The following is a 26,069-nucleotide window of genomic DNA, read 5'->3' as shown; positions in this document are numbered from 1 at the left end:
GACAAGGTTTCCGTTCTCGCGTATCAGGCGTTACCGAAATCGAAGGGCGAATGATGCGTTATATCTCCACCCGGGGGCAGGCCCCGGTCCTGAGCTTTGCCGAAGCCATGCTGACCGGGCTTGCCCGCGACGGCGGACTTTACGTCCCCGAAACGGTGCCGAGCCTGAGCAAGGACGAGATCGCCGCGATGGCCGGGCAAAGCTACGAGGAGGTGGCCTATCGCGTCATGGCGCCTTTCGTCGGCGACACCTTCACCGAGGCAGAGCTGAAAGGCGCCATCGCCAAGGCCTATGCGGGCTTCGGCCATGTCGCCCGCGCGCCGCTGGTGCAGCTTGCGCCGGGGCATTTCCTGCTCGAGCTGTTCCACGGCCCGACGCTGGCGTTCAAGGATTTCGCCATGCAGATCATCGGGCAGCTGTTCCAGATCGCCTTGGCAAAACAGGGCAAGCGCATCACCATCGTCGGCGCCACCAGCGGCGACACCGGATCGGCCGCGATCGAGGCCTTCAAGGGCCTTGAGAATGTCGATGTCTTCATCCTGTTCCCGCACGGGCGTGTTTCGGACGTGCAGCGCCGTCAGATGACGACGCCGGCGGAAAGCAACGTGCATGCGCTGGCGCTGTCGGGCACGTTCGACGATTGCCAGAACCGGCTGAAAGACATGTTCAACGACTTCGCCTTCCGCGATGAGGTGGGGCTGGCCGGTGTGAACTCGATCAACTGGGCGCGGGTGCTGGCGCAGGTGGTTTATTATTTCACCGCCGCGGTCAGCCTTGGGGCGCCCGGCCGCAAGATCAGCTTCACCGTGCCGACCGGGAACTTTGGCGACATTTTCGCGGGCTTCATCGCGCGCGAAATGGGCCTGCCGATCGAGCAGCTGGTGATTGCCACGAACCAGAACGACATCCTGCACCGCTGCCTGAGCACGGGCGAATACCGGATGGACGGGGTGAAACCCTCGATCAGCCCGTCGATGGACATTCAGATTTCCTCGAACTTCGAGCGCGCGCTGTTCTGGGCCTATGGCAAGGACGGCGCCGCCGTGGCGCAGCTGATGGAGGAGCTGAAGACCAAGGGCGGCTTCACCGTGTCCCAAGGCGCGCTGGAGGCCCTGCGCGAAACCTATGCCTCGGGCCGCGTATCGGAGGCCGAGACCGCGCAGACGATCACCGAGGAACGGACGCGTTCGGGCGAGCTTTTGTGCCCGCATTCGGCCGTGGGGGTCCGCGTCGGTCATGCCCATGCCCGCCCCGAGACCCCGATGGTGACGCTGGCCACCGCGCATCCGGCGAAATTCCCCGATGCGGTCGAGGCTGCCACCGGCCTGCGCCCCGGCCTGCCCGCCCGCATGGCCGATCTGTTCGAGCGGCCCGAGCGCGTCACCCGGGTGCCCAATGATCTGGCCGCGCTGGAAGCCTTGATCCGCAAGGCCCGGACGCTTGGGGAGCCCCGCGCATGATCGAGCTGACCACGCTGCCCAACGGCCTGCGCATCGTCACCGAGCGCATGCCGGGCCTTGCCTCGGCCTCGGTCGGCGTCTGGGTGCTGGCGGGCGGCCGCCATGAACGGCTGGAACAGAACGGCATCGCGCATTTTCTGGAGCACATGGCCTTCAAGGGCACGAAGACCCGCACGGCGCTGCAGATCGCCGAGGCGATCGAGGATGTGGGCGGCTATATCAACGCCTATACCTCGCGCGAGGCGACGGCCTATTACGCCCGCGTGCTGAAGGCCGATGTCGGTTTGGCGCTCGATGTGATTTCCGACATCGTGCTGAACTCGGTCTTCGATCCGCGCGAAATCGAGGTCGAGCGTCATGTGATCTTGCAGGAAATCGGTCAGGCGCTCGATACGCCCGACGACATCATCTTCGACTGGCTGCAGGAGGCCGCCTATCCCGATCAGGCGATGGGGCGCACGATCCTCGGGCCGTCGGAGAACATCGAACGCTTCGGCCGCGAGGATTTCGAGCGGTTCGTGGCGGAACATTACGGGCCGGATCAGATGATCCTCTCGGCGGCAGGCGCCGTCGATCACGCCGCGATCGTGAAACAGGCCGAGCGGCTTTTCGGCCATCTGCGCCCGATCGGCGCCCCCGCGGTGCAGCTGGCGCGCTGGTCGGGCAATGAACGGCGCGAGCTGAAAGACCTGGAACAGGTGCATTTCGCGCTCGCCTTCGAGGGGCCGGGCTATCGCGACGCCGATCTTTACACCGCGCAGGTCTATGCGACGGCGCTGGGCGGCGGCATGTCTTCGCGGCTGTTCCAGAAGATCCGCGAGGAACGGGGGCTCTGCTATTCGATCTTCGCGCAGGCCGGGGCCTATGACGACACCGGGATGATCACGATTTACGCGGGCACCTCGGGCGAGGAAGTGGCGGATCTCTGCGGTCTGACCATCGACGAGCTGAAACGCGCGGCCGAGGACATGACCGAGGCCGAAGTGGCGCGGGCGCGGGCGCAGATGAAGGCGGGAATGCTGATGGGGCTGGAAAGCCCGTCAAGCCGCGCCGAGCGGATGGCGCGCAATCTGGCGATCTGGGGCCGGGTGCCGGGGCTGGACGAGGTCTCGACGCTGATCGATGGCGTGACGGTCGAGGCGGTGCGGTCCTATGCCGGGCGGATGATCGCGCAGGATCGCACGGCGCTGGCGCTTTACGGGCCCGCCGAAGCGGCGCCGGATCTGGCGGGGCTGCGGCGGAGGCTTGCGGCCTGATGTTCCTGCGGCGTCGGAAACCCCAGGTCGAGACCGAGCGGATGACGCTGCGTCTGCCCCTGCATTCCGATTTCCGCGACTGGGCCAGCCTGCGCGCCGAAAGCCGCGATTTCCTGACGCCCTGGGAGCCCTCGTGGTCGGCCGAGCATCTGGGCCGCAAGGCCTTTGCCAACCGCGTCTATTGGGCGGCCCGGGCGGAAGCCGCGGGCACGGCGCTGCCGTTCTTTCTGATCGAGCGGGCGACGGGGCGGGTGCTGGGGGCGATCACGCTCGACAACATCCGCCGCGGACCGGCGCAGGCGGGCACTTTGGGCTATTGGGTCGGCGCCCGCTATGCCCGGCAGGGTTTCATGCGCGAGGCGATCGCGGCGGTGGTGGATCATGCCTTCGGGCCGATGGATCTGAGCCGGATCGAGGCCGCCTGCCTGCCGGAAAACGCCGCCTCGCGTGGGGTGCTGGAGAAATCCGGCTTCAAATACGAGGGCGTCTCGCAGGCCTATCTGCAGATCAACGGGCGCTGGCGCAACCATGTGCTTTACGCCAACCTGCGCCCGGACCGGCGCGGGCGCACCGATATCGGCTGAGGAAGCCGGGGGGCTTCGCGGCCCGTCGCCGGCCGGGCTTGAACCGGTGGCGCCCGACCGGCGACCCCCCGCGGGATATTTGAGGCAAGATAAAGGGGAAAGCCGTGCTGAACCCGGCGGATGCTGCTTTTGTGAAACGACTGGCCGTGGCGGTGCCGGGGCTGTGGCTGGGGGAGGCCGAGCCGCGCTATCTGGAAGAGCCGCGCGGACGTTGGCGCGGTCAGGCGGGGGTGCTGGCGCGGCCGGAAAGCGTGGCGCAGGTCTCGGCGCTTCTGGCCTTTTGTCATGCCGAAGCCGTGGGGGTCGTGCCCTTTGGCGGCGGCACCGGGCTGGTCGGCGGGCAGGTGGCGCCCGAGGGGCCGGCGCCGGTGCTTCTCAGCCTGGAGCGGATGCGGGCGGTGCGACAGGTCACGCCGCAGGCGCTGGTGATCGAGGCGGGGGCGACGCTGCAGGCGGTGCAGGACGCGGCGGCGGCGGCGGGCAAGCGCTTTCCGCTGACGCTGGCCTCGCAAGGTTCCGCGCAGATCGGCGGCTGTCTGGCGACCAATGCGGGCGGGGTGAACGTGCTGCGCTATGGCTCGGCGCGGGCTTTGTGTCTGGGGCTGGAGGTCGTGCTGGCCGATGGCACGATCTGGCACGGGCTGAAGCGGCTGGCCAAGGACAACACCGGCTATGATCTGCGCGATCTGATCATCGGCTCGGAAGGGTCTTTGGGGATCATCACCGCGGCCAGTCTGCGGCTGCACGAGCCCCCCGCGGTCGAGGGGGTGGCGCTCATGGCCGTGCCGTCCCCCGCGGCGGCGGTGCAGCTTCTCGGCCTCGCACAGGCGCGGTTTGCGGGCTGTGTCTCGGCCTTTGAACTGATCTCGGGGCAGGGGCTGGCGTTCTTGCGCGAAGTCGGCCCCGAGGTGGCGCTGCCCTTTGCCGCCGATCCCGACTGGTCGGTGCTGATCGAGCTGGGCCTGCCCGCCGGGATGGCGGCCGAGGCGGCCTTCGCCGATCTGTACGAGGCCGCGGGCGATCTGGTGACGGATGCGGTCGTGGCGCAATCGGGGGCGCAGGCGGCAGCGCTTTGGGCGATGCGCGAATCGATCCCGCTGGCCAACCGGCGCATCGGCGCGATTTCCAGCCATGACATCGCCGTGCCGGTGGCCGACATTCCCGCCTTCATCGCCGCCGCGACCGAGCGGCTGGCCGATATGGGCGATTTTCGCATCAACTGTTTCGGCCATGTCGGCGACGGCAACCTGCATTTCAACGTCTTCCCGGCCGGGGGGCGGCGGCGCGACGATTACGAGCCGATCCGCAGCGCGGTGATGGCGGCGGTGCATCGGCTGGTCGTGGACAGTTTCGACGGCTCGATTTCGGCCGAACACGGCATCGGGCGGCTGAAGGTGGGCGAGCTGGCGCGCAGCGCGGACCCGGCGAAGATGGAGATGATGCGGGCGATCAAATCGGCGCTGGATCCGCGCGGCATCCTCAATCCCGGGGTGATCCTGCCCGCCGCAAGCTGAGCGGAGCCGGAAAGGAATGCGCCCTGCCGGGGTAGGCAGGGCGCTGCACTTTTGGTTCACGTGTTGCAAGCAGCCGAACCATCAGGCCCGTTCTGAGTAGCGCGATTCGGGTTTTCAAAAGGTTAACCGGATTAACCCTGGAGATTTATCTTCTCTGCACCCGGGAAAATCCTGCCGAAAGACCGCTTGTCGGGGCAAGGAAAAGGCGCCCCGAAGGGCACCTCTGCAGGATGTGTCAGCGCCTTACGCGCCGTCGAATTCGCACAGCACATGCACCTGCATGCCCAGATCGCGCAGCAGGTTGCGCCCGCCCAGTTCCGGCAGATCGACGATGAAGGAACAGCCGACAATCTCGCCGCCCAGACGCTCGACCAGCTTGATCGCCGCCTCGCAGGTGCCGCCCGTCGCCAGCAGATCATCGACCACCAGCACCTTTTCGCCCGGCTGGATCGCGTCGTCATGCAGCTCCATGATCGCTTCGCCATATTCGAGCTTGTAGGATTGCGAAATCGTCTGCCCGGGCAGCTTGCCCTTTTTCCGGATCGGCACGAAGCCCTTGGACAGCTGGTGCGCGATGGCGCCGCCCAGAATGAAGCCGCGCGCCTCAAGGCCGACGACCTTGTCGATCTGCTCGCCCGCCCAGGGGTGCAGAAGCTGGTCGATCGCCATGCGGAAGCCGCGCGGATCGGCAAAGAGCGTGGTGACATCGCGGAACATGATCCCCTCATGCGGGAAATCGGCGATGGTGCGGATGTAATCCTTGACGGTCTTCATCGGTCAGCCTTTCAGGACGCGGCCCATCACGGGCATCAGTCGGGCAATCACTTCGGGGTCGCGTTTGGCGGGGGCGGTCATGATCGCACCATCAAGCACATGGGTGCAGCCCTTTTCGCAAGGAACGGCCGGGCCCTTGAGGAGCGCGGGCAGGGCGGCCACAAGCGACCGTGCCTTGTCTGCATTGGCAATCGCCGTGGCCACCACCTGCGCCACATCGACCGCATCGTGGTCCGGGTGCCAGCAATCGTAATCGGTCACCATCGCGACGCAGGCATAGCACAGCTCGGCCTCGCGCGCCAATTTCGCCTCGGGCATGCCGGTCATGCCGATCACATCGGCGCCCCAGCTGCGGTAAAGACGGCTTTCGGCCAGGGTCGAGAATTGCGGCCCCTCCATCGCGACATAGGTGCCGCCCTCGTGGACCTTGACGCCCGTCGCCCGCGCGGCCTCGGCGCAATGGGCGGAAAGCCTGCCGCAAACCGGATGCGCGACCGAGACATGGCCCACAAGCCCGGTCTCGAAAAAGCTCTTCACCCGGGCAAAGGTGCGGTCGATATATTGATCGACGATGACGAAATCGCCGGGCGCGTATTCCTCTTTCAGGCTGCCCACGGCCGAAACGGCGACCAGATCGGTCACGCCCATCATCTTCATCGCCGCGATATTGGCGCGGTAATTCACCGTCGAGGGGGTGAAGCGGTGCCCCCGCCCGTGCCGCGGCAGAAAGGCCATCCGCACGCCATGGAGCCGCCCGGTCAGGATCTCGTCCGAGGGCGCGCCAAAGGGGGTCTCCACCGGCTGCCATGTCGCATCTTCGAGCCCGTCGATGTCATAGACACCCGAGCCCCCCATCACCCCGATCATCCGGTCTGCAGTCATTCCAAAGTCCTCGCCCTGGCCCTTCGCGGCCGCGCGCAGCTTAGGCGGGCGGGGCGGATCGGAAAAGACCATAGAACTCTGCCGCTCCGCGTCATATTTACACCTCAGAGCAGGGAGAGAGCATGGATCACCGCAGCGAACTGGGCGCCGAGAATATCCGCGGCGCGGGGCTGATGACGCTGGCGATGGCGCTTTTCGCGCTCGAGGACATGTTCGTCAAACAGGCGGCAAAGGCGCTGCCGGTGGGCGAGGTGCTGATGCTGTTCGGGCTGGGCGGGATGATCTGCTTTGCGGCGCTGGCGCTGGCCTCGGGGCAGGGGCTCTGGCATCCGGCGGTGGCCAGCCGGCTGATGGGGGTCAAGGCCGGGTTCGAGATCACCGGGCGGCTGGGCTACACGCTCGGCATCGCGCTGACGCCCCTGTCGAATGCCTCGGCGATTTTGCAGGCGACGCCGCTTGTGGTTGTCGCGGGGGCGGCGCTGATCTTTCGCGAACGGGTGGGGGCAGCGCGCTGGGTGGCGGTCGGCATCGGCTTTCTGGGCGTGCTGGTGATCCTGCGCCCGGGGCTGGACGGCTTCGTGCCCGCCGCACTCTGGACCGTGCTGGGCCTTCTGGGCTTTGCCGGGCGCGATCTGGCCACCCGTGCCGCGCCCAAGGTGCTGACGAATTTCCAGCTCGGCTTTTACGGCTTTGCCGCGCTCATTCCTGCGGGCGGCCTCATCCTGGCCGTCACCGGCGGCGCGGGCGTTCCCGCCCCCGCGACCCTGCTGCCGGTGCTGGGCGCGGTGCTTTTTGGCGTCACCGCCTATTGGGCGCTGACCAAGGCGATGCGGACGGGCGAAGTCGCCGTCGTCACCCCCTTCCGCTACACAAGGCTGCTTTTCGCGCTGGTCCTTGGCATCCTCGTCTTCCGCGAAAGCCTGGATGGTGCGACGCTGGCAGGCGCGGCCCTTGTCGTCGCCTCGGGCGTCTACACGCTTCTGGCGGGCGCAAGGCGTCTGAAACCCTGACCCTTTATCTTGCCCGAAATATCCCGGGGTGCGGGGCAGAGCCCCGCTTGCACGGCCATTTCCCCGCGCCTAACCTGCGCGCATGAAACCTGTGATCGTCTTTGTTTCCGCCGTCACCCCGGGCCAGTTCAACGGCCTTGCCGAATATCTGCACGCGGCCGGTCTGGCCGAGACCTGGTATCTGACCTCCAGGGGCCATGTGAAAACCCACGGCGGCAAATACAGCCGCCTGCTGCCCTTCACCGCCGACGGGCAGATCACCGGCGCGCAAGGCTACTATTATTCCGACCGGGCGGAACGCTCGGCGCGGATTTCGCGCGGCGTGCTGACCGCGCTGACCGAGCTGCGCCGCAAGACCCGCATCGATCTGGTCTTTGCCCATGGCATGTGGGGGGCGCCGCTGTTTCTTTATGACGAGATCGACGCCGCCATCGCCTCCTATGTCGAATTTCCCAGTTATGCCGCGCATGGCTGGGATCCGCGCTATCCGCCCGATCTCAGCCAGCGGCTTTCCGACCGCAACATGGAGATGCTGAGCTATCATCAGATCCTGAAATCGGATCTGACGATCATGCCCTCGGCCTATGCGCGCAGCCTGTTGCCTGCCGAATTGCAGCCGCGCGTGGCGGTGCAGTTCGAGGGCTTCGAGATCAAGCCGCTGCCGCCCGCGCCGCCGGGCCCCTTCACCATCGGCTTTTCCGCCCGCGATCTGTCGAATTGCAAGGGCTTCGACATTTTCGTGCGGCTGGTCGACCGGCTGGTGCGCGAGGGCACGGCGGATCGGCTGGGCATCCGCTTCGCCGCGATCGGCGATCCCAAGGCCACGACCTATGGCTATGAACAGCAATGGGTCGAGCGCCATTTCCGCAAGGGGGCGAGTTTCGCCGAATATCTGGTGCGGACCTATCCGGCCGGGGGCGAGCGCATCCTGTTTCCGGGCAAGCTGCCCTATGACACCTTTGTCGAGGCGCTGGCGCAGGTCGATCTGTTCCTTTACCCGCTGCGCTTCGGGGTGGGGAACTGGGGGCTGATGGAGATCCTGGCCCGCGGCAAGCCGGTGATCGCCTCGAACGCGACCTTTGCCCCCGAGATGATCGAGGACGGGGTGAACGGCGTGCTGCTGCCGGTGGGCGAAAACGGCGAGGATGATCAGTGGATCGCCGCGATCGAGCGGCTGGCGGGCGATCCGGCCCTGCGCGCGCGGCTGGGCGCGGCGGCGGCGGAACGCGGCCGGGCCTATCATCTGGATCAGGTCGCGCCGCGCTACATGGCGCTGTTCGAACAGGCGATCGAAGCGGGCAAGCGCCGGAGGGCCGGGGGCTGATCCGGCCGGGGCCGGTTCGGGCGGATCAGGAAAGGCACCGCCTTTCCCCGCCCGTCGCGCCCGGGCCGGGCCAAGACCGTTTGCCGCAAGCGGACCAGAGGCCGGCGCCCGTCCCGGCGGGCGAGAAGCGCCCGCCATGGGCGGGGCGGGCGCTGGCCGGGACGCTTTGGCGCCCCGGCGGTCACGGGACCGCTGTTTCGCGGGGCCTCGGCAATGGCCTCGGCCAGACCTGCCCGACGCTTCAGGGCCGCGCCATCTCGAAGGTCTCGGTCACCGTCGCGTAATCCATGTAGCCCAGACGGCTCAGCCGGTCGGGCGGCAGGTAACGGCCGTCGATCAGGCAATCGGGGCGGATATGCACGCCGACCACCGCGCCATGCACCAGAAAGTTGCTTTGCCCCAGCAGCGGCACGATCTGCACCAGACGGCATTCCAGCGCCGCAGGCGCTGCCGCCACCCGCGCGCAATCGATCACCTCGCAGGGTGCCTTTTCCAGCCCCGCGGCCAGAAACTCATCCTCGCCCGCCGCCAGCATCGCCGAGGTCGCGTTCATCTGCGCCGCCAGCGCCGAGCTGACAAGGTTCACGCAAAACACCCCGCTTTCGCGGATCTGCGTCACCGTATCCTTCGTGTCGCCACGGTCGGGCTTTGTCGCGGTCGAGGCAAAGACCACCTGCGCCGGGCTGGCCGAAACGGCGGTGAAAAACGAATAGGGCGCCAGATTGTCGCCCATCTGCCCGCGCGTCGAGATCCAGCCGATGGGGCGCGGCGCGACGATGGCGTGGAACGGATCATGGGGCAGGTCGTGACCCTTGTCGGGGCGGTAGAACATGCGCGGCTCCTTTGATTTGAACCTGACATAACCGCGTGTTAGGCGCCTTTCGAGGGCGAATCGCAAAGGGTCGGGGCATGTATCAGCTCGAGGAAGAGACCGAAGCCGACTGGTGGGAGGTCGAGGCACTTTATGACCTGTGTTTCGCCCCGGGCCGAACCGCGCTCTCGTCCTACCGGCTGCGCGATGGCGTCGAAAAGGTGGCGCCGCTGTGCCTTGTGTTGCGCGAAGATGGCGTTCTGGCGGCGGTGATCCGCTACTGGCCGGTCAGGGTCGGCGGGCAGCGCGTGCTGCTTCTGGGCCCCGTGGCGGTCCACCCGACGCGGCAGGGCGAGGGGCTGGGCGGTCTTTTGATGCATGAAAGCCTGGCCGAGGCGCGGCGTCTGGGCTGGGAACGGGTGCTGCTGGTGGGCGACGCGCCCTATTACAACCGCTTCGGCTTCGAAAAGATCGAGGGGGTGGAGATGCCGCCCCCCACCAACCCCGACCGGGTTCTGGCGCTGGAGCTGATCCCCGGGGCGTGGGAGGGCGTGCGCGGCCCGGTGGAAAAGTTCCTGCCCTGATCTTTCGCCCCCGGCCCGGCCTTCCCATATCCGGGGCAGCCAAGGGGGAGCCATGCAACCTGAAATCCTGTATCCGGTCACCGACAAGCGCCTGACGGCGGAACTGGACCTGCTGGCGCGGCGGCATCGCGCCGCCTCGGGGCCGATGATGCAGGTGATCACGCTCGTTGGCACCGGCGCCGAGACGGTTCTGGGCAAGCTGGCCAGCCCGGTCCGCGACCGGCTGGAGGGCGCCACCGAACGGGCGCTGGAAACCGCCTTCACCGTCGCCACCCGCTCGCGCGAGGTGGTGGCGGACCGGCCCGACTGGATCAACACCGCGCTGACGACGGCGATGGGGGCGGCGGGCGGCGTCGGCGGTCTGCCCGGGGCGCTCGCCGAACTGCCCTTCACCGTGACGATGCTGTTGCGCGCGATTCAGGGCATCGCCGCCGAACATGGCTTTGACCCCGAAAGCGACGACGTGCGGCTTGAATGTCTGCGCGTCTTTGCCGCCGCGGGGCCGCTTGCGCGCGATGACGGCGCCGACATGGGCTTTCTGGCGGCGCGGCTGACGATCACCGGGCCGGGGCTGAACAGCCTGATCGCCAAGGTGGCGCCGCGGCTGGCGGCCGTGCTGGGCCAGAAACTGGCCACCCAGGCGGTGCCGGTTCTGGGCGCGGTGGCGGGGGCGGCGGTGAATTACGCCTTCACCAGCTATTATCAGGACATCGCCCGGGTGCATTTCGGCCTCAAGCGGCTGGCCCGCGACAGCGGCGAGGACGAGGGCCTTTTGCGCGAGGAACTGGTGATGCGGATCACCCGGCGCTGAGGCGCCTTCCGCAATCCCGGCAACATATTCATTGAACTGCACATGTGGCGGTGCCAAGGTGGCGCCGACCGAGACCCCGGTCGGCTGCCTTGCCGGAATGCCGCTGTGACAATTTGTCCCCCTGCGACAGGCCGCGCAGGGGTGGTCCGCGCCGGGTTTGGCCATAGCTGAACCATCATGCCCGCAAGGGACGCTGCGGGCGAGCACCTTGGAGAGAGAGATGGAGTTCGGATTAGTCGAGCTGTCACGGCTGCAATTTGCCTCGACAGCGATGTATCACTTCCTGTTCGTGCCGCTGACATTGGGTCTGTCGATCCTTGTCGCGACGATGGAGACGGTCTTCGTGATGACCGGCCGGCCGATCTGGCGGCAGATGACGAAATTCTGGGGCACGCTCTTCGGGATCAACTTCGTGCTGGGCGTCTCGACCGGGATCACGATGGAGTTCCAGTTCGGCATGAACTGGGCCTATTACAGCCATTACGTCGGCGACATCTTCGGGGCGCCGCTCGCCATCGAGGGGCTGATGGCGTTCTTTCTGGAAGCCACGCTGGTCGGGATCTGGTTCTTCGGCTGGGAGAAGCTGACGGCGCGGGCGCATATGCTGGTGGCCTGGGGCGTCGCCATCGGCTCGAACTTCTCGGCCTTGTGGATCCTGATCGCGAATGGCTGGATGCAGAACCCGGTCGGCGCCGTCTTCAACCCGATGACGATGCGGATGGAGCTGGTCGATTTCTTCGCCGTTCTGTTCAACCCGGTGGCGCAGGCGAAATTCGTCCATACCGTTTCGGCGGGCTATGTGACCGCCTCGATCTTCGTGATCGGCGTCTCGGCCTGGTATCTGCTGCGCGGCCGTCACATCGACCTTGCGCGGCGCTCGATCGCCGTCGCCTCGGCCTTCGGTCTGGCGGCGAGCCTCTCGGTGATCGTGCTGGGCGACGAGTCCGGCTATGAGGCGACGCATAACCAGCGCATGAAACTGGCCGCGATCGAAGGCATGTGGGACACCGAGGAGGCGCCCGCCTCGTTCAACCTGTTCGGCATCCCCGATCAGGAGGCGCGGGAAACCAAATATGCGATCAAGATCCCCTATGTGATGGGGCTGATCGGCACCCGCTCGCTGACCACCGAAATGCCCGGCATCAAGGATCTGGTGGCCCAGGCCGAGGGGCGGATCCGTTCGGGCGTGATCGCCTATGACGCGCTGTTGCAGATCCGCGCCGCGAAAGGCGATGTCGCCCCCGAGGTCAAGGACACCTTCGAGGCGCATTCGGCCGATCTGGGCTATGCGATGCTGCTGACGACGGTGGTCGAGGATCCGAAACTGGCCACCGACGCGCAGATCAGCGAAGCGGCCTGGAAGACGGTGCCGCAGGTGGCGCCGCTGTTCTGGAGCTTCCGGATCATGGTGGGGGCTGGCTTCTTCATGCTGGCCCTGATCGGCTACATGTTCTTCACCTCGAACTTCCGCGGCGGGCGCTTCCCGACCTGGGCGCTGCGGGTCGCGGTCTTCGCGATCCCGGTGCCGTGGATTGCCGCCGAAACCGGCTGGTTCGTCGCCGAATTCGGCCGTCAGCCCTGGACGGTGGATGGCTTGCTGCCCACCGCGCTTTCGGTGTCGAACCTGTCGATCTGGGATGTGGTGCTGACGCTGGCGGGCTTCGTGACGCTTTACACCGTGCTTCTGGTGATCGAGATCCGGCTGATGCTGGCGGCGATCCGCAAGGGGCCGACGCATGACATCGAGGTGGTCGAAGCCTGGGCCGCCAAGCGCCGTCCCCTGACCCAACCTGCGGAGTAAGACCATGATCCTGCATGAACTTCTGAGCTATGACCTGCTGCGCGTGATCTGGTGGGTGCTTCTGGGCGTCCTTTTGATCGGGCTGGCCGCGACGGACGGGTTTGACATGGGGGTGGCGGCGCTGAACCCCTTTGTCGCCAAATCCGACGCCGAGCGGCGGGTGGTCATCAACACCATCGGCCCGGTCTGGGAGGGCAACCAGGTCTGGCTGATCCTCGGCGGCGGGGCGATCTTTGCCGCCTGGCCGCCGCTTTATGCGGTCAGTTTCTCGGGCTTTTATCTGGCGATGTTTCTGGTGCTGGCGGCGCTGATCCTGCGGCCGGTGGGGTTCAAATACCGCAACAAGCGCGAAAGTGCGGTCTGGCGGACGCGCTGGGACTGGGCCTTGGTGGTGGGCGGCGCGGTGCCCGCGCTGATCTTTGGCGTCGCGGTCGGCAATGTGCTGCAGGGCGTGCCCTTCACGCTCGACGAGACGCTGTTGCCGGTCTATCCGGGCAATCCGCTGACGAAGCTGCTGGGGCTTCTGAACCCGTTTGCGCTGTTCGTCGGCGTCGTGTCGCTGTCGATGCATATCGCCCATGGCGCGGCCTGGCTGGTTCTGAAGACCGAGGGCGCGGTGCAGGCGCGGGCGCGGCGGATCGGCAGCTGGGCGGGGGTCTTGACCATCGTCACCTTTGCCCTGGCGGGGGTCTGGCTGGCCTTCGGCATCCCGGCCTATCAGTTTGTCACCGCGCCCGACCCCTTGGGCCCGTCGAACCCGCTTCTGTCCGAGGTGGTGCGCGGCGGCTCCTGGATCGACGCCTATCAGACCCGGCCCTGGATCGCGGTTGCGCCCGCGCTGGCGGTGCTGGGTCTGGGCGGGGCGGTGGTGCTGATGCGGCTCTGGAGCGGCTGGGCGGTGACGGCCTCGATGATCGGCATCTTCGGCGTGATCTCGACGGTGGGGCTGAGCATGTTTCCCTTCATCCTGCCCTCGTCGCTGAACCCCTCGGCCTCGCTGACGGTCTGGGACAGTTCCTCGTCGCAGATGACGCTGTTCATCATGCTGGTCTCGACGGTGATCTTCATGCCGATCATCCTGGCCTACACGTCTTGGGTCTACAAGGTGCTTTGGGGCAAGGTGCGCCCCGAGGACATCAGCCGCAATCCGAACGCCTACTGAAGGAGACGCAACATGTGGTATTTCGCCTGGCTTCTGGGCCTGCCGGTGGCGGTGATGTTCGGCGTGCTGAACGCGATGTGGTTCGAGATGCAGGAGGACCGGCGCCGCGACGGAGAGGTCTGAACGAGGGATCCCCGATCCCGCGTCCCTTCGCGTTTCGGGTTCACTGGCCGACCGGGGGGCTGCCCGGTCGGTCCTTTGTTTCGCCGCGCGGCCGCGCGGCGACCCGCCGGGGGCTCCGCCCCCGGACCCCCGGCGTATTTGGGCCAAGAAGAAACGGGGGCCGGTTGCCCGGGGGGCCTTGCGCCGCATTGCCCCTTGCCCCCGTCGTGCAGGCTGCTACCGTGGGGCAGGATTTTCACGAGGTCGCCATGTCCTTTGCTTCCCTCCGCCCTGTCTGCCTTCTGGTTCTGCCGCTTGTTCTGAGTGCCTGTGTCGAGGGTCTGCCCGCCGATCCGAAGGCGCCGCGGATGTCGCAAAAGGGCACCTGTTTCGCCTATGTCACCGCCGAGCCCGGGGGGCTTTTCGCGCTGGTGAGCGGCAAGGGCGATGGCACGCTGGCGCCGGTGGGGCAGAAGTCGAAGCCGATGTCGGCCGAGGCCGTCGATGCCGCCTTCGCGAAGGAGGTGCAGGTGCTGGGCATCATGCCCGAATGTCTGGCCGTCTACGCCCGGGATCGCGCCGCCGCGCAGCCGGCCGCGCTGACGACCGCCCCGGCCCCTGTTGCGCCCAAAGCCTGAGCCGGTCGCGGCTGAGTCCGCGCCGCCACAGTTCCGGCCCCGTATCTGGGGGCCGCCAATTTGTGCTACCCGATCCCTCGCCCCCCCCCTATAGTCCTGTGGATAACCGGGGCGACAGACCCCAAATGAGGCGGTAACATGAGAGGGGGGATGCCATGCGCTGCCCGTTTTGCGGAAATGTCGATACGCAAGTGAAGGACAGCCGTCCGGCCGAGGATCATGTGGCGATCCGGCGGCGGCGGTTCTGTCCGGCCTGCGGCGGTCGTTTCACCACCTATGAGCGCGTGCAATTGCGCGATCTGGTGGTGATCAAGACCTCGGGGCGGCGCGAGGATTTCGACCGTGACAAGCTGGAGCGCTCGATCCGCATCGCGATGCAGAAACGCCCGATCGAGCCGGAGCGGATCGACCAGATGATCTCGGGGATCGTGCGGCGGCTGGAAAGCCTGGGCGAGACCGACATTCCCTCGCGCGCGATCGGCGAGATCGTGATGGAGACGCTGGCCCGGATCGACACCGTGGCCTATGTGCGTTTCGCCAGCGTTTACAAGAACTTCCAGGCGGCCGACGATTTCGACAAATTCGTCTCGGAACTGCGCCCCCATCCCGGAGACGCCGAGTGAGCGAGGCCGACGGCCGCTTTATGCGGCTGGCGCTGGGGCTGGCCGGGCGCGGGTTGGGCAATGTCTGGCCCAATCCCGCGGTGGGCTGCGTGATCGTCAATGGCGGGCGCATCGTCGGGCGGGGCTGGACCCAGCCGGGCGGGCGGCCGCATGCGGAACGCCGGGCGCTGGATCAGGCGGGCCCGGCCGCGCGCGGGGCCACCGCCTATGTCACGCTCGAGCCCTGCGCCCATCATGGCAAGACCCCGCCCTGTGCCGAGGCGCTGATCGCGGCCGGGGTGGTGCGGGTGGTCTCGGCGCTGGAAGATCCCGATCCGCGGGTCTCGGGGCGCGGCCATGCGATGCTGCGCGCGGCGGGGATTGCGGTCGAAACCGGGGTTCTGGCGGCCGAGGCGCGGGCGGCGCAGGCGGGGTTTTTGAGCCGGATCGAGCGCGGGCGGCCTTGGCTGGCGCTGAAGCTGGGGGCCAGTTTCGACGGCCGGATCGCGCTGGCGAATGGGGAAAGCCAGTGGATCACCGGGCCGCAGGCGCGCGCGCAGGTGCAGGCGCTGCGGGCGCGGTTCGATGCGGTTCTGGTCGGCGGTGGCACGGCGCGGGCCGATGATCCGCTGCTGACCTTGCGTCATTTCAAGCCCTTGCGGGCGCCGGTGCGGGTCGTGGCCTCGCGCCGTCTGGATCTGCCGCGCGGGCGGCTGGCGGGATCGCTCGGGCAGGCGCCCTTGTGGCTTTTGCACGGCGCCGAGGCGCCCGGGGAGGCGCGGGCGTTCTGGGCCGGGCTCGGCGCCGAATTGATCGAGGTTGCCGGGCGTGACACGGGGCGTGACACGGGGCTTGATCCGGTGGCGCTGCTGGCGGCGCTGGGGGCCCGCGGCCTGACCCGGGTCTTTTGCGAGGGCGGCGGGCAGTTCGCGGCCAGTCTGATGGCGGCGGGCCTGGTTGACGAGCTGATCGGCTTCACCGCGGGCGTGGTGCTGGGCGGCGATGCGCGGCCCGGGATCGGCGATCTGGGCCTGACGCGGCTGGCAGAGGCCCCGCGCTATCGGCTGGACAGCCTGCAGCCGATCGGCCCCGATGTTCTGGCGCGCTGGCTGCGCGCCTAGCGCCACAGGAAAGCCACGCCCGCGAACAGCCCCTGCAGCTTCGCAAGGCTCCGGTTCAGCGGGCCGGGGCGGGGCAGGGGGCCATGGGCCAGCCGGTCAATCACCACTTCGGGCGGGCAGGGGCGGCGGGTCACGGGGTCAAGATAGCGCGGATAGGCGATCAGCGCGGCATGCACCATCTGCGCCAGCGTGGGACGCGCCTTGCGCCGGTCGGGCACCGGGCCAAGGTCGCGGGTCAGCCCCCAGCCCGCATAAAAGGGCGCTCCGGTCACCGTGACCTTCTTGCCGCGAAGCAGCGCCTCGAAGCCCAGAAGCGAGGTCATCGTCCAGACTTCATCCACCGCCTCGATCAGCGCCACCGGGTTCGATTTGTGCAAGACAAGATCGGCGTGGCGCAGGGCTTCGGCCTCGGGCAGGGCGCCCGGACGCAGACCGGCCTCGACATCCGGGTGAGGTTTGAAAAGGATAATCGCCTTTGGGTTGAGTGCCCGTGTTTGCGCCAGCAAGGCCAGATTTGTGCAAGTCTTGCCTGCGCCCAAGCGGATCGAGGCATCGTCTTCCACCTGCCCCGGAACCAGGATGCGATAGCCCTGCGGCAGATCGGGGGTACGCCCGTCAAGGTTGTATTTTGAAACTTTGTCCCTGCGCAGGGCCGCGATCAGGCGTTCGGCCCGGGCCAGGCCGCCGGGGGGAGGGGGGCGCGAAATCAGATCTTCCAGATCCGAGGGCCGGGTCGGATCGAAATAGATCCCCCGCGCATCGGTGACCAGCGACAAGGGCGGCACCAGATCGGCGCCAAGCCCTTTCGAGCGCAGGAACCCATCTTCAACCCGCAGCGCGGGAGGGCCGAAGCCCGGGGGTTCCTTGCCCGCCCAGAGCAGCAGGCTGCGACCGGAGGCCTGCGCCACGGCGGCGGCGCGGTCGGGCGGATCGACGAAGCGCAAGGGCTTTTCGCGGCCGAAAAACTGCTGCAGCGGACGGCGTTTCCACAGCCGCATGCCGGTGGCGACATGGCCCGCCCGGTCGGCGCGAAAGGCGCGGACCTCGGCCTCAAGCTGATCGACGGCTTCCTCGAAGCGGCAGATCCGGCCGCGGCAGGGGTCGACCCAGGTCGGCGCCAAAATGTGGCTGACGGCGAAGATCTGCGCCCGCGTCAGCCGCCTGTGCCGCCGCGGGACCGGATTTTCATCGACGCTCAGCCCCCAGCCCGCATAGAAGGGCTGGCCGAAGACGCGCGGCCTGTGCCCGGCCAGGATCGCCTCGTAGCCCAGAAGCGACGACACGGTGTAGACCGCGATGGCGCCGTCCAGCAGCGCCCAGGGCGCGACCGGATCGGTCAGAAGCGTGGTCCGGGCGTCTTCCTGCGCGGGGCCGTAATGGCCCGGGCGCAGGCCCGCCCGGGTCTCGGGATGGGTCTTGATCACGATCCGCGCGCCGGGGTTTTCGATCTGCGCCACGGCCAGCATCTCGCGGAAGCTCGCGGCCGTCGCCCCGCCATGCGCGATCGAGGCATCGCCCCGGATCTGGTCGATCACCAGCACATAGCCCGGGGCAGGCGGCGGCAGGGTTTCGTCGAAGTCATTGTATTTCGAGAGCTGAAGCGCCTTCAGCCGGGCGATGCCGTCGCGGGCGCGATCCAGAAGCGCGGTGTCGTCAAGCGGTTCCCGTGCCAGCAGACGCTCCAGCAACGAGGGGGTTGCCGCGTCGAAATGCACGCCGAACGGGTCGATGAAAAGCCCAAGCGGGCCGCCCGCCCCGCGCGCCCGCCCCGGACGGACCGAGCGCAAAAACGCATCTTCGAGCCGGACGAGACCGACGCCCCGCCGTGCCGCCACCGCCTCGCCGCGCGCGGCATAGGGGGACCGGCCCCAGACGACGACGCGATCTTCGGGCCCGGGCAGGCCGAGATGCAGGCTGTAGCCCGCCGCGCGCAGCATCGCGCGCAGCTGCGGTTGCCACACAAACCCGGCCGCATAGGGAAAAAGCCGCCGGGAGTGGGCCGCTTCGGGCATCAGTTCCCGGAGGCGACGTTGTTGATCGAATTCGCCGCCGTGGCCGATCCGGTAAGTGCCGAGAGCGATTTTTGCCACTGCACGAAGGGCGCTTCGGTGACATAGACGGTGTCGCCGTCGCGGATCACGAAATCGCGGGCAAGGAACATGCCGTTCGGCTCGGTCAGGTTGAGCACATAGACCATGCGCTGATCGCCGACGAGATCGTTGCGGCCCAGCACCACCCGGGCGATTTCCGCCGGTTCGTTGCGGAAGACGAAGACCCCCTTCGGATCGGCGGTGCTGGACGACAGCCCGCCCACGGTGGCGATGGCCTCGAGCGCGGAGAGCGTCTGCGTTTCGAAGGGCACGCGCGCCTGCGCGCCGGTGGCGCCAAGCGAGGTGAAGGCGCGGGTGTCTTCCTCGACCAGGATCACGTCGCCCGGACGCAGGGCGATGTCCATCTTCGGGTTCTTGTAAAGATCGGTCAACCAGACCGTGCCCTGCTTGCCGCCGCGCTTGACGGTGATCTTGGTGATCTCGGGCTTGATCGTCACGCCGCCCGCCCGCGCGATCATCGACGACAGCGTCCGCGTCGGCCGTTCGATCGCATAGACGCCCTGCCCGCCGACCGAGCCCATGACCGAAACGGTGGCGCCATCGCCCGCCGTACGCGCGATCAGCACCTGCGGATCGGGGGTCTGCGCATCGAGCTTTTCGGTGATGATCTTGCGCAGCGCATCGGGGGAATTGCCCGCCGCCTTGATCTTGCCCGCATAGGGCACGAAAATGTAGCCCGCGCCATCGACCTGCACCTCGGTCAGCTGCGTCGCGGTCGTGCCTTCCTGCGCCAGAAGCCCGTCATCGACGTTTTCCCAGATCGTCAGCTGCAGCGTGTCCCCGGGGTTGATCGTGTCCGAGCCGACGACGCCCGCAGTCTGGAAGCTGGAGGAAAAGCCAAGCGCCGGTTGCACCGCGGTCGCCCGCGCCACATGGTCATCGACGGTGACGACAAAGGCATCGCCGCGGCGCATCACCGATCCGGCGAAGATCTCGCGCTTGTTCGGGCCGGGCCGGGGCAGGCCACAGGAGGCAGTGCCAAGAAGCACCGCCGAAAGACCCAGCAAAAGGGTCCTGCGGGGAAAAGTCACGCTCACTGCTCGGGCTCCTCTGGGGATTGCCTTGTTTTTCCGGTAGAATAGCGATGTGGCGCCGCAATTTCCAGCGCGATCACGTCACCACGCGCAACTGTTGCCTTGGTGCCGCTCTGCCTGCGCTCAGCGCGTCATAGGGATCTTCGGGCGAGAGCATCATGTCGACCACCTGCCGCAGCAGGATCCGCCGCCCCCGCGCCGAATAGAAACCGCCCGGAATTTGCGAGGTTTCCAGCAGGTAATGGCGATAATCGCGATAAAGCCGCGTGTCCGGCCGTTTCGGGCTGGCAAAGAATTCGGGCAGCGGCTGGGTGGAGACGAATTCCGGCTTGTCGAAGACCGCCCGGCCAAAGGCCTTGAGCGGCAGCCCGCGCCAGAGCACCTGCTGCGCCGCGGTCGAATTCACCGTGACGGCCGAGCGCGCCTGCGCCAGAAGTTCCGCCAGCTTGCCGCCGCGGATGAAATGCACCCGGCCCGCCAGCCCGTGCCGGACGGTGGCGGCGCGGATCGTCTGCGCGATCGGGGCGCGGCCGTCTTCCAGCGGATGCGCCTTGAAGACAAGGTGATGATGCCGGGCCGCCCCCGCGGCAAAGCCGGTCATCACCAGATCGATGAACTCGGTCTGGCTGGCGAAGGGCGAATGCATGCGGAACGAGGCGTCATGTTCCAGCTGCAGCAGCACCAGATGGATCGGATGGCCCGAGCGCCGCACCCGCCGCGTCGCCAGCATCCGTTCCAGCGCCTGCACCGGCATCAGCAGCAACCGGCGCAGGTACAGCCGGAATTCGTCAAAGACCGGGACGCCCCGGTGCGGGGTGAAATTGCGATAGCGCCCGTTCTGCGCCATGACGAGGAAATGATAAAGCGCGCCGTAGAACACATGCTGGCGCATGTCGCCCCAGCGCGGCGGCGCCTCGGGGAAGTCGATTTCGCTTTGCGCCAGCGCGGCGCGCATCTGCGCGACCGAAAGTGTCATCAGCCGCGAATGGCCATTGGCGCCGCCGCGTTCATAGGTGACCCAATAGGGGCGCAGATAGCCTTCCTCGAAGACATGCACGGTGACGCCCGCCGCCCGCGCGGCGGCGATGGCCTGTGCATGAACGGGCCTTGTGTCGCCGTAAAGCACCAGATCGGTGACGGATTTTTCCCCGATCAGCGCCTCGATCCGGGCGGGCCAATCCGCGGGGGGGGCGTCAAAGCGGATGTAGCTGGCGGGATCGGCCCAGAACACCTCGTCGCCGCGGTTGAAGCCCACCCGCCAGACCCCGGCCCCGGCGGCGCGCAGCATGGCGCCGAGCTGGCGAAAGAACGGCCCGTGCGGACCTTGCAGCAGAAGGAAGGTGCGGGGGCGAAGGCTGGTCATCGGGCTCACGGTGAAAACGCCTCCTTTTGGCCCCGGACTTGCGGCGTGTCACGACAAATTGCGTGCCGCCCCGGCGTTTTGGCGGCAAAACCGCGGCACCGCGACGGCGCGACGCATTTTCGCGCCGCGGCTGTGCGCCCAAGCGTCGGGGGCAGCCTTGCGTAGCGGGCCCGTGCAAGCTAGGCAGGAAGAAATCACGGTAGGGAAAGCCATGTTCACCGGAATCGTCACCGATCTGGGCGAGATCCTCGCCCTTGAAAACACCGGCGATCTGCGCGCGCGGATCCGTTGCGGCTATGACATGAAAACGGTCGAGATCGGCGCCTCGATCGCCCATGCGGGGGTCTGCCTGACCGTCATCGCGACGGGCGCCGACTGGTATGACGTGCAGATCTCGGCCGAGACGGTTTCGAAGACCAATCTGGGCGGCTGGACGGTGGGCAGCCGCATCAACCTCGAGCGCGCGCTGAAGGTGGGCGACGAGCTGGGCGGCCATATCGTGTCGGGCCATGTCGATGGCGTGGCGGAAATCACCGCGCTGCGCGACGAGGGCGAAAGCACCCGGTTCAGCTTCCGCGCCCCCGAGGCCCTGGCGAAATACATCGCGCCCAAGGGCTCGGTCGCGCTCGATGGGGCCTCGCTGACGGTGAACGAGGTGGACGGCTGCACGTTCGGCATCAATATCATTCCGCATACCAAGGCGGTGACCACCTTTGGCACCGCCCGGGTGGGCGACAAGGTCAATCTGGAAATAGACACGCTGGCCCGTTACGTGGCCCGGCTGACGGAGTGGAAGGCATGACGAACCCGGTGGACAAAGCTGGCAATCACGAAACCCCGGGCCCGGTGGAGCAAAGCTACCGCGATGCGATGTCCTCGATCGAGGAGATCATCGAGGATGCCCGCAATGGCAAGATGTTCATTCTGGTGGACCATGAGGACCGCGAGAACGAGGGTGATCTGATCATTCCGGCGCAGATGGCGACGCCGAATGCGATCAACTTCATGGCGATGCATGGCCGGGGTCTGGTCTGTCTGGCGCTGACCGCCGACCGGATCGAGGCGCTGGGGCTGCCCTTGATGGCGTCCTCGAATTCCAGCCGTCACGAGACCGCCTTCACCGTCTCGATCGAGGCGCGCGAGGGGATTTCGACCGGGATTTCCGCGCATGACCGCGCCCGCACCGTCGCCGTGGCGATCGACCCGACCAAGGGCCGTCAGGACATCGCGACGCCGGGGCATCTGTTCCCGCTGCGCGCCCGCGATGGCGGCGTGCTGGTCCGCGCCGGGCATACCGAAGCGGCGGTCGACATCTCGCGTCTGGCGGGGCTGAACCCCTCGGGCGTGATCTGCGAGGTGATGAACGAAGACGGCACGATGGCGCGTCTGCCGGACCTGATCGCCTTTGCGCAGAAACACGGGCTGAAGATCGGCACGATTTCCGACCTGATCGCCTATCGCCGCCGCTATGACCATTTGGTGCGCGAAACTGCGCAACGCGCCGTGCAGTCGGAATTCGGCGGTGACTGGTCGATGCGGATCTTTGCCGACCAGACCGAGGGCGCCGAGCATATCGTGCTGACCAAGGGCGATATTTCCGGGCCCGAGCCGGTGCTGGTGCGGATGCATGCGCTTGATCCGCTCTCGGATGTGCTGGGGCTGCGTCCGGGCAAGAGCAACGATCTGGGCCGCGCGATGGAGGCGATTGCCGCTGAGGGCCGCGGCGTCGTCGTGCTTTTGCGCGAGACCTCGGCCAAGATGCCGATGCCGGGAGAGGCCTCGCCGCAGACGCTGCGCCAATATGGTCTGGGGGCGCAGATCCTTTTGGCGTTGGGCATCAGCCATCTGAAACTCTTGACGAATTCGCCGAAACCCAAGGTCGTCGGCATCGAGGGCTATGGGCTGAGCATCGACGAAACCCGGGGGTATTGAGATGGCGGCGAATGAAAACCACTACACGCTGCCGCTGCCGGTCTTCGACAAGCCGGTGAAACTGCTGATCGTCGTCGCGCCCTATTATCGTGACATCGCCGATTGGATGATCGCGGGCGCGAGGGCGGTGGCCGCCAAGGCGGGCGCCGAGGTCGAGATCGTCGAAGTGCCCGGCGCGCTGGAAGTGCCGACCGCCATCGGCATGGCCGAGCGGATGGGCGATTACGATGGCTATGTCGCGCTGGGCTGCGTGATCCGCGGCGAAACCACGCATTACGACACGGTCTGCAACGACAGCTCGCGCGGGCTGATGATGCTGGGCCTGCAGGGGCTTTGCATCGGCAACGGCATCCTGACGGTGGAAAACCGCGCCCAGGCCGAGGCCCGGGCGAAGCCCGAGGATCAGGACAAGGGCGGAGGTGCTGCGGCTGCGGCCTTGCATCTGGTCGCGCTCTCGCGCAAATGGGCCACCCGCACGCAGGGAATCGGCTTCCGCCCCAAGGGCGAGAGCAACTGACCGGGCAGCCCCAAGGATCGCATGACATGACCGACACCACCCCCGACAAGCCCCGCAAGCCGAGCCCGGAAGAAAAACGCCGGATGCGCTCGGCCGCCCGGCTTTATGCCGTGCAGGCGCTGTTCCAGATGGAAGCGGCGGGGCAGGGGGTGGACCGCGTCGCCCGCGAATTCGAAAGCTTCCGCTTCGGCATGGTCACCGACGAGGGCGAGGAACTGGCCGAGGGCGATTACGACCTGTTCCGCCGTCTTCTGGACGATGCGGTGATGTGGCAGGCGAAGATCGACCAGACCACCGACCGCGCGCTGGTCGCGACCTGGCCGATCGAGCGCATCGACCCGGTTCTGCGCGCGCTCTTCCGCGCCGCGGGGGCGGAAATGGTCAACCCGGCGACGCCGATCAAGGTGGTGATCAACGAATTCGTCGAAGTCGCCCGCGCCTTCTTCCCCGAGGGCAAAGAGACGAAATTCGTCAATGCCGTGCTGGATCACATGGCCCGCGAAGTCCGCCCCGAGGCCTTCTGAGCCGGGCCTGTGGCGCGCTTGCGTCACTTTCCCCAAGATTTTGTGACGGAACTGCGGCAAAACGGCAAATTTGCGGTTTGAATTCCGCCAGACTGCGCTAGAATGATTCCAACGACGGAGGAATCGTCATGCCGGAACTCGTTCGTCTTTACATCCGCAACGTGGTCGCAGGCGCCGGGCTCTCGGCGCTGTTCGTGGCGCTTCTGCTGGGCTTCGATGTCGCGCATCTGCGGCATCTGATCCTTGGCTCCGACATCGGCTATATCGCCGTCGGGCTGCTGTTCCTGTTCAACACCGTGGTCTTCTCGGGGGTGCAATTCGGCATCGCCGTGATGAACATGGCCGAAAAGGATGGCCCCCCCGGCGGCGGCAAGCGCGATGCGCTGTTGCGCGCCGACATGGCGGCCGAGCTGATCCCGATCCCGGTGCCCGCGCGCGCCGAAAGCCGGGTGCGCCGCCAGTTGGGCCGCCCCCTGCGCTGAGCGTGCTGTCGCCGTTTTCCCGAAGGCCTCCTGACGACGAAAATCCCCCTGCCGCAAGGCGGGGGGGTTTCCATTTCCGTCGGTTTTCGTGGTTGTCCGGGATGAGGTGGCGGAAACCGCAGCAACCGTGGGGGCGAGATTTCCCGAGAGCCTGACAAGTCAGGTGGGTGCCAGATACAGAGGCCAGGGCCAAAGCAGAGCCAGCTCCCTCGGAAATGGTTATCGGCCACTGGAAAAAGGCCCCGTTCACGCGAAGAGCAGTAACCGCCAAGGCCAAGATAGGCGCAGGGGGGCGCCGCGGCAAGGGCGTTACAGATCTTCCCAGCGGCTCAGCTTCACCGATTGCCAGCGCCGCAGCTCGTAGCCCAGCATCAGCATCGAAAACAGCGCCACCGTCATCACCGTCGAGACCACCGCCTCGCCCGGCTCGATCGGCCGGTCCTTCCAGCGCAGGAAGAAATTCGCCGTGGTCCAGATGAAGGCATAGGGGATCGCATAGGCGCTCATCCGCACGCCGAGCGGCAGATAAGGCCAGGGCCGCGCCTCACCGCCGAACAGCCGCATCACCCGGTCCTGGATCGGATGCGGCAGTCCCCGCAGGCCAAGGGCTTCAAGTTCGGCCCGGGCGGCGGCGAGTCGGCGTTGGTAGTCTTCCATGGTGCAACCTTTGATGGTTTTGCGGTTCATGTTTGCCCTGCGGAACCGGCGCGTCAACCCTCTCGACAGGCGTTCATGCTTCGTTCATATCTTGCGCATGGCAAACGATCTTTCCCCCGGTCAGCTTCTGGCGCGCGGCGTGTGCCGCTGCCTGATGGATCACGGCTTCGCCTGTCTGCCCGAGGTCGTGCCCCGTCCGGGTCTGCGGGTAGACGTGATGGCGTTGGGCCGCAAGGGCGAAATCTGGGTGGTCGAGTGCAAATCCTCGCGCGCGGATTTCACCTCGGACCGGAAATGGCAGGGCTATCTGGATTATGCCGACCGGTTTTTCTGGGCGGTGGACACCGGCTTTCCCCGGGAAATCCTGCCCGAAGGCACCGGGCTGATTCTGGCCGACCGCTTCGGCGCCGAGATCCTGCGCATGGCGCCCGAAGCGAAGCTCGCCGCGCCGCGGCGCAAGCTGGTGACGCAGGGATTCGCCCGGACCGCGGCGCTGCGGCTGGCGGGGCGGGCGGATCCCGGTCTGTCGTTTCAGGCCTAGCGCCTGCCCCGGGGCTTGCCGCCCTTCGACGCGCCCTCGGCGATGGCCCGCGCCGCCTCGGCCGCATCGATCAATTCGCGGGCGATTTCCTCGGCCTCTTCGGGGTCGAAGTCGAAGGGCAGTTCGAACCCCTCGCCCGAGACGAAGATTCGCACCATCCCCTGATCGGTGGGGCCGATCTGCAGATCGCCGGCCATGTCGTTTTCGTCGTTGATGCCCATCGGAGCCTCCATTTTGCCCGTGCCTAGCCAAACTGCGACGGCGGGGCAAGCGGCGGACGCGCAAAGAGGTCGTTTCCCCCCTTGCATTCCCCCGCGCCGCCCGCTAAATGCCCCCTCAGTGCCGCCTTAGCTCAGTTGGTTAGAGCGCTGGATTGTGGATCCAGAGGTCCCCCGTTCGAGCCGGGGAGGCGGTACCACTCCCCCCCAGATCATCCACGACTGCCGCCGCGCTTGCGGTTTTCGGTTGCGCC

28 protein-coding genes and 1 tRNA gene are annotated in these 26,069 nt (G+C 67.1%); 21 read left to right on the top strand and 8 right to left on the bottom strand.

Annotated elements, in window-relative coordinates; all coding sequences use genetic code 11:
* The first annotated feature begins 53 nt into the window (after positions 1-53).
* From thrC to RCAP_RS15290, 4 genes are all read left to right on the top strand, one after another.
* A complete protein-coding gene (gene thrC / locus RCAP_RS15305) occupies positions 54-1,460 on the top strand; it encodes a threonine synthase (protein ID WP_013068793.1) in 1,407 nt (468 codons plus the stop codon).
* Complete coding sequence (locus RCAP_RS15300) at positions 1,457-2,716, top strand: M16 family metallopeptidase (protein WP_013068792.1); 1,260 nt, start codon at positions 1,457-1,459, stop codon at positions 2,714-2,716. Before thrC ends, RCAP_RS15300 begins: the two co-directional genes overlap by 4 nt.
* Positions 2,716-3,300 (top strand): GNAT family N-acetyltransferase, encoded by a 585-nt coding sequence (locus RCAP_RS15295; RefSeq protein ID WP_013068791.1) that lies wholly within the window; start codon positions 2,716-2,718, stop codon positions 3,298-3,300. The genes RCAP_RS15300 and RCAP_RS15295 overlap by 1 nt, the downstream gene beginning before the upstream one ends.
* A gap of 104 nt (positions 3,301-3,404) precedes the next feature.
* On the top strand, positions 3,405-4,814 hold the full coding sequence (locus tag RCAP_RS15290; RefSeq protein ID WP_013068790.1) for an FAD-binding oxidoreductase: 1,410 nt from the start codon (positions 3,405-3,407) through the stop codon (positions 4,812-4,814).
* A 243-nt stretch (positions 4,815-5,057) separates the two neighbouring features.
* Here RCAP_RS15290 and RCAP_RS15285 read toward each other — a convergent pair whose 3' ends face one another.
* Positions 5,058-5,588 (bottom strand): adenine phosphoribosyltransferase, encoded by a 531-nt coding sequence (locus tag RCAP_RS15285; protein ID WP_013068789.1) that lies wholly within the window; start codon positions 5,586-5,588, stop codon positions 5,058-5,060.
* Between the two features lie 3 nt (positions 5,589-5,591).
* Positions 5,592-6,470 carry an S-methyl-5'-thioadenosine phosphorylase gene (locus tag RCAP_RS15280; protein WP_013068788.1) on the bottom strand — a complete coding sequence of 293 codons (879 nt, stop codon included), beginning with the start codon at positions 6,468-6,470 and terminating at the stop codon, positions 5,592-5,594.
* A gap of 122 nt (positions 6,471-6,592) precedes the next feature.
* On the opposite strand from RCAP_RS15280, the gene RCAP_RS15275 reads away from it, so the two are divergent.
* Together RCAP_RS15275 and RCAP_RS15270 are read left to right on the top strand one after the other, a co-directional pair.
* Positions 6,593-7,480 carry a DMT family transporter gene (locus tag RCAP_RS15275; protein WP_013068787.1) on the top strand — a complete coding sequence of 296 codons (888 nt, stop codon included), beginning with the start codon at positions 6,593-6,595 and terminating at the stop codon, positions 7,478-7,480.
* 82 nt (positions 7,481-7,562) lie between these two features.
* Positions 7,563-8,804, top strand: a complete 1,242-nt coding sequence (locus tag RCAP_RS15270; RefSeq protein WP_013068786.1) for a glycosyltransferase — start codon at positions 7,563-7,565, stop codon at positions 8,802-8,804.
* A gap of 241 nt (positions 8,805-9,045) precedes the next feature.
* Here the strand turns inward: RCAP_RS15270 and RCAP_RS15265 are convergent, their stop codons facing one another.
* A complete protein-coding gene (locus RCAP_RS15265; RefSeq protein ID WP_013068785.1) occupies positions 9,046-9,636 on the bottom strand; it encodes a flavin reductase family protein in 591 nt (196 codons plus the stop codon).
* Positions 9,637-9,713: 77 nt separating this feature from the next.
* Between RCAP_RS15265 and RCAP_RS15260 the strand changes: the two genes are divergently transcribed.
* The 8 genes from RCAP_RS15260 (at position 9,714) to ribD (ending at position 16,436) form a co-directional block, all read left to right on the top strand.
* Positions 9,714-10,199 (top strand): GNAT family N-acetyltransferase, encoded by a 486-nt coding sequence (locus RCAP_RS15260; protein WP_013068784.1) that lies wholly within the window; start codon positions 9,714-9,716, stop codon positions 10,197-10,199.
* Between the two features lie 52 nt (positions 10,200-10,251).
* On the top strand, positions 10,252-11,010 hold the full coding sequence (locus RCAP_RS15255) for an EcsC family protein (protein WP_013068783.1): 759 nt from the start codon (positions 10,252-10,254) through the stop codon (positions 11,008-11,010).
* 220 nt (positions 11,011-11,230) lie between these two features.
* Positions 11,231-12,811 (top strand): cytochrome ubiquinol oxidase subunit I, encoded by a 1,581-nt coding sequence (locus tag RCAP_RS15250; RefSeq protein WP_013068782.1) that lies wholly within the window; start codon positions 11,231-11,233, stop codon positions 12,809-12,811.
* Between the two features lie 4 nt (positions 12,812-12,815).
* On the top strand, positions 12,816-13,973 hold the full coding sequence (gene cydB, locus RCAP_RS15245) for a cytochrome d ubiquinol oxidase subunit II (RefSeq protein ID WP_013068781.1): 1,158 nt from the start codon (positions 12,816-12,818) through the stop codon (positions 13,971-13,973).
* Positions 13,974-13,985: 12 nt separating this feature from the next.
* Positions 13,986-14,096 (top strand): cytochrome bd-I oxidase subunit CydX, encoded by a 111-nt coding sequence (cydX, locus tag RCAP_RS19050; protein WP_013068780.1) that lies wholly within the window; start codon positions 13,986-13,988, stop codon positions 14,094-14,096.
* 248 nt (positions 14,097-14,344) lie between these two features.
* Positions 14,345-14,713, top strand: a complete 369-nt coding sequence (locus RCAP_RS15235; RefSeq protein WP_013068779.1) for a hypothetical protein — start codon at positions 14,345-14,347, stop codon at positions 14,711-14,713.
* A gap of 155 nt (positions 14,714-14,868) precedes the next feature.
* Positions 14,869-15,336, top strand: a complete 468-nt coding sequence (nrdR, locus tag RCAP_RS15230; RefSeq protein ID WP_013068778.1) for a transcriptional regulator NrdR — start codon at positions 14,869-14,871, stop codon at positions 15,334-15,336.
* The gene (ribD, locus tag RCAP_RS15225) at positions 15,333-16,436 is read left to right on the top strand and encodes a bifunctional diaminohydroxyphosphoribosylaminopyrimidine deaminase/5-amino-6-(5-phosphoribosylamino)uracil reductase RibD (protein ID WP_013068777.1); all 1,104 of its coding nucleotides are present in this window, start codon (positions 15,333-15,335) and stop codon (positions 16,434-16,436) included. The genes nrdR and ribD overlap by 4 nt, the downstream gene beginning before the upstream one ends.
* Here the strand turns inward: ribD and RCAP_RS15220 are convergent.
* The 3 genes from RCAP_RS15220 to RCAP_RS15210 form a co-directional block, all read right to left on the bottom strand.
* Positions 16,433-18,448: a capsular polysaccharide biosynthesis protein gene (locus RCAP_RS15220; RefSeq protein WP_013068776.1), complete on the bottom strand. Its 2,016-nt coding sequence runs from the start codon at positions 18,446-18,448 to the stop codon at positions 16,433-16,435. The two genes, ribD and RCAP_RS15220, sit on opposite strands and share 4 nt — an antisense overlap.
* Positions 18,448-19,578, bottom strand: a complete 1,131-nt coding sequence (locus tag RCAP_RS15215; protein ID WP_238530263.1) for a polysaccharide biosynthesis/export family protein — start codon at positions 19,576-19,578, stop codon at positions 18,448-18,450. Before RCAP_RS15215 ends, RCAP_RS15220 begins: the two co-directional genes overlap by 1 nt.
* 79 nt (positions 19,579-19,657) lie before the next feature.
* Positions 19,658-20,944 carry a capsule biosynthesis protein gene (locus RCAP_RS15210; protein ID WP_013068774.1) on the bottom strand — a complete coding sequence of 429 codons (1,287 nt, stop codon included), beginning with the start codon at positions 20,942-20,944 and terminating at the stop codon, positions 19,658-19,660.
* A gap of 211 nt (positions 20,945-21,155) precedes the next feature.
* Here RCAP_RS15210 and RCAP_RS15205 point away from each other — a divergent pair, with 211 nt between their 5' ends.
* The 5 genes from RCAP_RS15205 to RCAP_RS15185 all read left to right on the top strand — a co-directional run bounded on the left by RCAP_RS15205 (position 21,156) and on the right by RCAP_RS15185 (position 24,399).
* A complete protein-coding gene (locus RCAP_RS15205) occupies positions 21,156-21,746 on the top strand; it encodes a riboflavin synthase (protein WP_013068773.1) in 591 nt (196 codons plus the stop codon).
* Positions 21,743-22,876, top strand: a complete 1,134-nt coding sequence (gene ribB / locus RCAP_RS15200) for a 3,4-dihydroxy-2-butanone-4-phosphate synthase (protein ID WP_013068772.1) — start codon at positions 21,743-21,745, stop codon at positions 22,874-22,876. The genes RCAP_RS15205 and ribB overlap by 4 nt, the downstream gene beginning before the upstream one ends.
* A 1-nt stretch (position 22,877) precedes the next feature.
* Positions 22,878-23,393 carry a 6,7-dimethyl-8-ribityllumazine synthase gene (locus RCAP_RS15195; protein ID WP_013068771.1) on the top strand — a complete coding sequence of 172 codons (516 nt, stop codon included), beginning with the start codon at positions 22,878-22,880 and terminating at the stop codon, positions 23,391-23,393.
* A 26-nt stretch (positions 23,394-23,419) separates the two neighbouring features.
* Positions 23,420-23,917, top strand: coding sequence for a transcription antitermination factor NusB (gene nusB / locus RCAP_RS15190; RefSeq protein WP_013068770.1), 498 nt, complete (start codon positions 23,420-23,422; stop codon positions 23,915-23,917).
* 128 nt (positions 23,918-24,045) lie between these two features.
* Positions 24,046-24,399 carry a hypothetical protein gene (locus RCAP_RS15185; RefSeq protein ID WP_013068769.1) on the top strand — a complete coding sequence of 118 codons (354 nt, stop codon included), beginning with the start codon at positions 24,046-24,048 and terminating at the stop codon, positions 24,397-24,399.
* A 309-nt stretch (positions 24,400-24,708) separates the two neighbouring features.
* Here the strand turns inward: RCAP_RS15185 and RCAP_RS15180 are convergent, their stop codons facing one another.
* Positions 24,709-25,056, bottom strand: a complete 348-nt coding sequence (locus tag RCAP_RS15180; protein WP_013068768.1) for a DUF6404 family protein — start codon at positions 25,054-25,056, stop codon at positions 24,709-24,711.
* A 97-nt stretch (positions 25,057-25,153) separates the two neighbouring features.
* Here RCAP_RS15180 and RCAP_RS15175 point away from each other — a divergent pair, with 97 nt between their 5' ends.
* Positions 25,154-25,597, top strand: coding sequence for an MmcB family DNA repair protein (locus tag RCAP_RS15175; protein ID WP_013068767.1), 444 nt, complete (start codon positions 25,154-25,156; stop codon positions 25,595-25,597).
* Here the strand turns inward: RCAP_RS15175 and RCAP_RS15170 are convergent.
* Positions 25,594-25,818 carry a DUF6324 family protein gene (locus RCAP_RS15170; RefSeq protein WP_013068766.1) on the bottom strand — a complete coding sequence of 75 codons (225 nt, stop codon included), beginning with the start codon at positions 25,816-25,818 and terminating at the stop codon, positions 25,594-25,596. The two genes, RCAP_RS15175 and RCAP_RS15170, sit on opposite strands and share 4 nt — an antisense overlap.
* A gap of 120 nt (positions 25,819-25,938) precedes the next feature.
* Between RCAP_RS15170 and RCAP_RS15165 the strand changes: the two genes are divergently transcribed.
* Positions 25,939-26,015 (top strand) — tRNA-His (locus RCAP_RS15165).
* Positions 26,016-26,069: the final 54 nt, after the last annotated feature.

It is taken from the genome of Rhodobacter capsulatus SB 1003 (assembly GCF_000021865.1).
In the GTDB taxonomy this organism is placed as follows: domain Bacteria; phylum Pseudomonadota; class Alphaproteobacteria; order Rhodobacterales; family Rhodobacteraceae; genus Rhodobacter; species Rhodobacter capsulatus_B.
Note: the sequence above shows the minus strand (reverse complement) of the source record. Positions and strands in the feature narration are given on the sequence as shown.

Bases quoted from the DNA above. Each gene is read 5' to 3' on its own strand.
- thrC (WP_013068793.1), top strand. From the start codon at position 54: ATGCGTTATATCTCCACCCGGGGGCAGGCCCCGGTCCTGAGCTTTGCC.
- RCAP_RS15300 (WP_013068792.1), top strand. From the start codon at position 1,457: ATGATCGAGCTGACCACGCTGCCCAACGGCCTGCGCATCGTCACCGAG.
- RCAP_RS15295 (WP_013068791.1), top strand. From the start codon at position 2,716: ATGTTCCTGCGGCGTCGGAAACCCCAGGTCGAGACCGAGCGGATGACG.
- RCAP_RS15285 (WP_013068789.1), bottom strand. From the start codon at position 5,588: ATGAAGACCGTCAAGGATTACATCCGCACCATCGCCGATTTCCCGCAT.
- RCAP_RS15280 (WP_013068788.1), bottom strand. From the start codon at position 6,470: ATGACTGCAGACCGGATGATCGGGGTGATGGGGGGCTCGGGTGTCTAT.
- RCAP_RS15275 (WP_013068787.1), top strand. From the start codon at position 6,593: ATGGATCACCGCAGCGAACTGGGCGCCGAGAATATCCGCGGCGCGGGG.
- RCAP_RS15270 (WP_013068786.1), top strand. From the start codon at position 7,563: ATGAAACCTGTGATCGTCTTTGTTTCCGCCGTCACCCCGGGCCAGTTC.
- RCAP_RS15265 (WP_013068785.1), bottom strand. From the start codon at position 9,636: ATGTTCTACCGCCCCGACAAGGGTCACGACCTGCCCCATGATCCGTTC.
- RCAP_RS15260 (WP_013068784.1), top strand. From the start codon at position 9,714: ATGTATCAGCTCGAGGAAGAGACCGAAGCCGACTGGTGGGAGGTCGAG.
- RCAP_RS15255 (WP_013068783.1), top strand. From the start codon at position 10,252: ATGCAACCTGAAATCCTGTATCCGGTCACCGACAAGCGCCTGACGGCG.
- RCAP_RS15250 (WP_013068782.1), top strand. From the start codon at position 11,231: ATGGAGTTCGGATTAGTCGAGCTGTCACGGCTGCAATTTGCCTCGACA.
- cydB (WP_013068781.1), top strand. From the start codon at position 12,816: ATGATCCTGCATGAACTTCTGAGCTATGACCTGCTGCGCGTGATCTGG.
- cydX (WP_013068780.1), top strand. From the start codon at position 13,986: ATGTGGTATTTCGCCTGGCTTCTGGGCCTGCCGGTGGCGGTGATGTTC.
- RCAP_RS15235 (WP_013068779.1), top strand. From the start codon at position 14,345: ATGTCCTTTGCTTCCCTCCGCCCTGTCTGCCTTCTGGTTCTGCCGCTT.
- nrdR (WP_013068778.1), top strand. From the start codon at position 14,869: ATGCGCTGCCCGTTTTGCGGAAATGTCGATACGCAAGTGAAGGACAGC.
- RCAP_RS15220 (WP_013068776.1), bottom strand. From the start codon at position 18,448: ATGCCCGAAGCGGCCCACTCCCGGCGGCTTTTTCCCTATGCGGCCGGG.
- RCAP_RS15210 (WP_013068774.1), bottom strand. From the start codon at position 20,944: ATGACCAGCCTTCGCCCCCGCACCTTCCTTCTGCTGCAAGGTCCGCAC.
- RCAP_RS15205 (WP_013068773.1), top strand. From the start codon at position 21,156: ATGTTCACCGGAATCGTCACCGATCTGGGCGAGATCCTCGCCCTTGAA.
- ribB (WP_013068772.1), top strand. From the start codon at position 21,743: ATGACGAACCCGGTGGACAAAGCTGGCAATCACGAAACCCCGGGCCCG.
- RCAP_RS15195 (WP_013068771.1), top strand. From the start codon at position 22,878: ATGGCGGCGAATGAAAACCACTACACGCTGCCGCTGCCGGTCTTCGAC.
- nusB (WP_013068770.1), top strand. From the start codon at position 23,420: ATGACCGACACCACCCCCGACAAGCCCCGCAAGCCGAGCCCGGAAGAA.
- RCAP_RS15185 (WP_013068769.1), top strand. From the start codon at position 24,046: ATGCCGGAACTCGTTCGTCTTTACATCCGCAACGTGGTCGCAGGCGCC.
- RCAP_RS15180 (WP_013068768.1), bottom strand. From the start codon at position 25,056: ATGGAAGACTACCAACGCCGACTCGCCGCCGCCCGGGCCGAACTTGAA.
- RCAP_RS15175 (WP_013068767.1), top strand. From the start codon at position 25,154: ATGGCAAACGATCTTTCCCCCGGTCAGCTTCTGGCGCGCGGCGTGTGC.
- RCAP_RS15170 (WP_013068766.1), bottom strand. From the start codon at position 25,818: ATGGGCATCAACGACGAAAACGACATGGCCGGCGATCTGCAGATCGGC.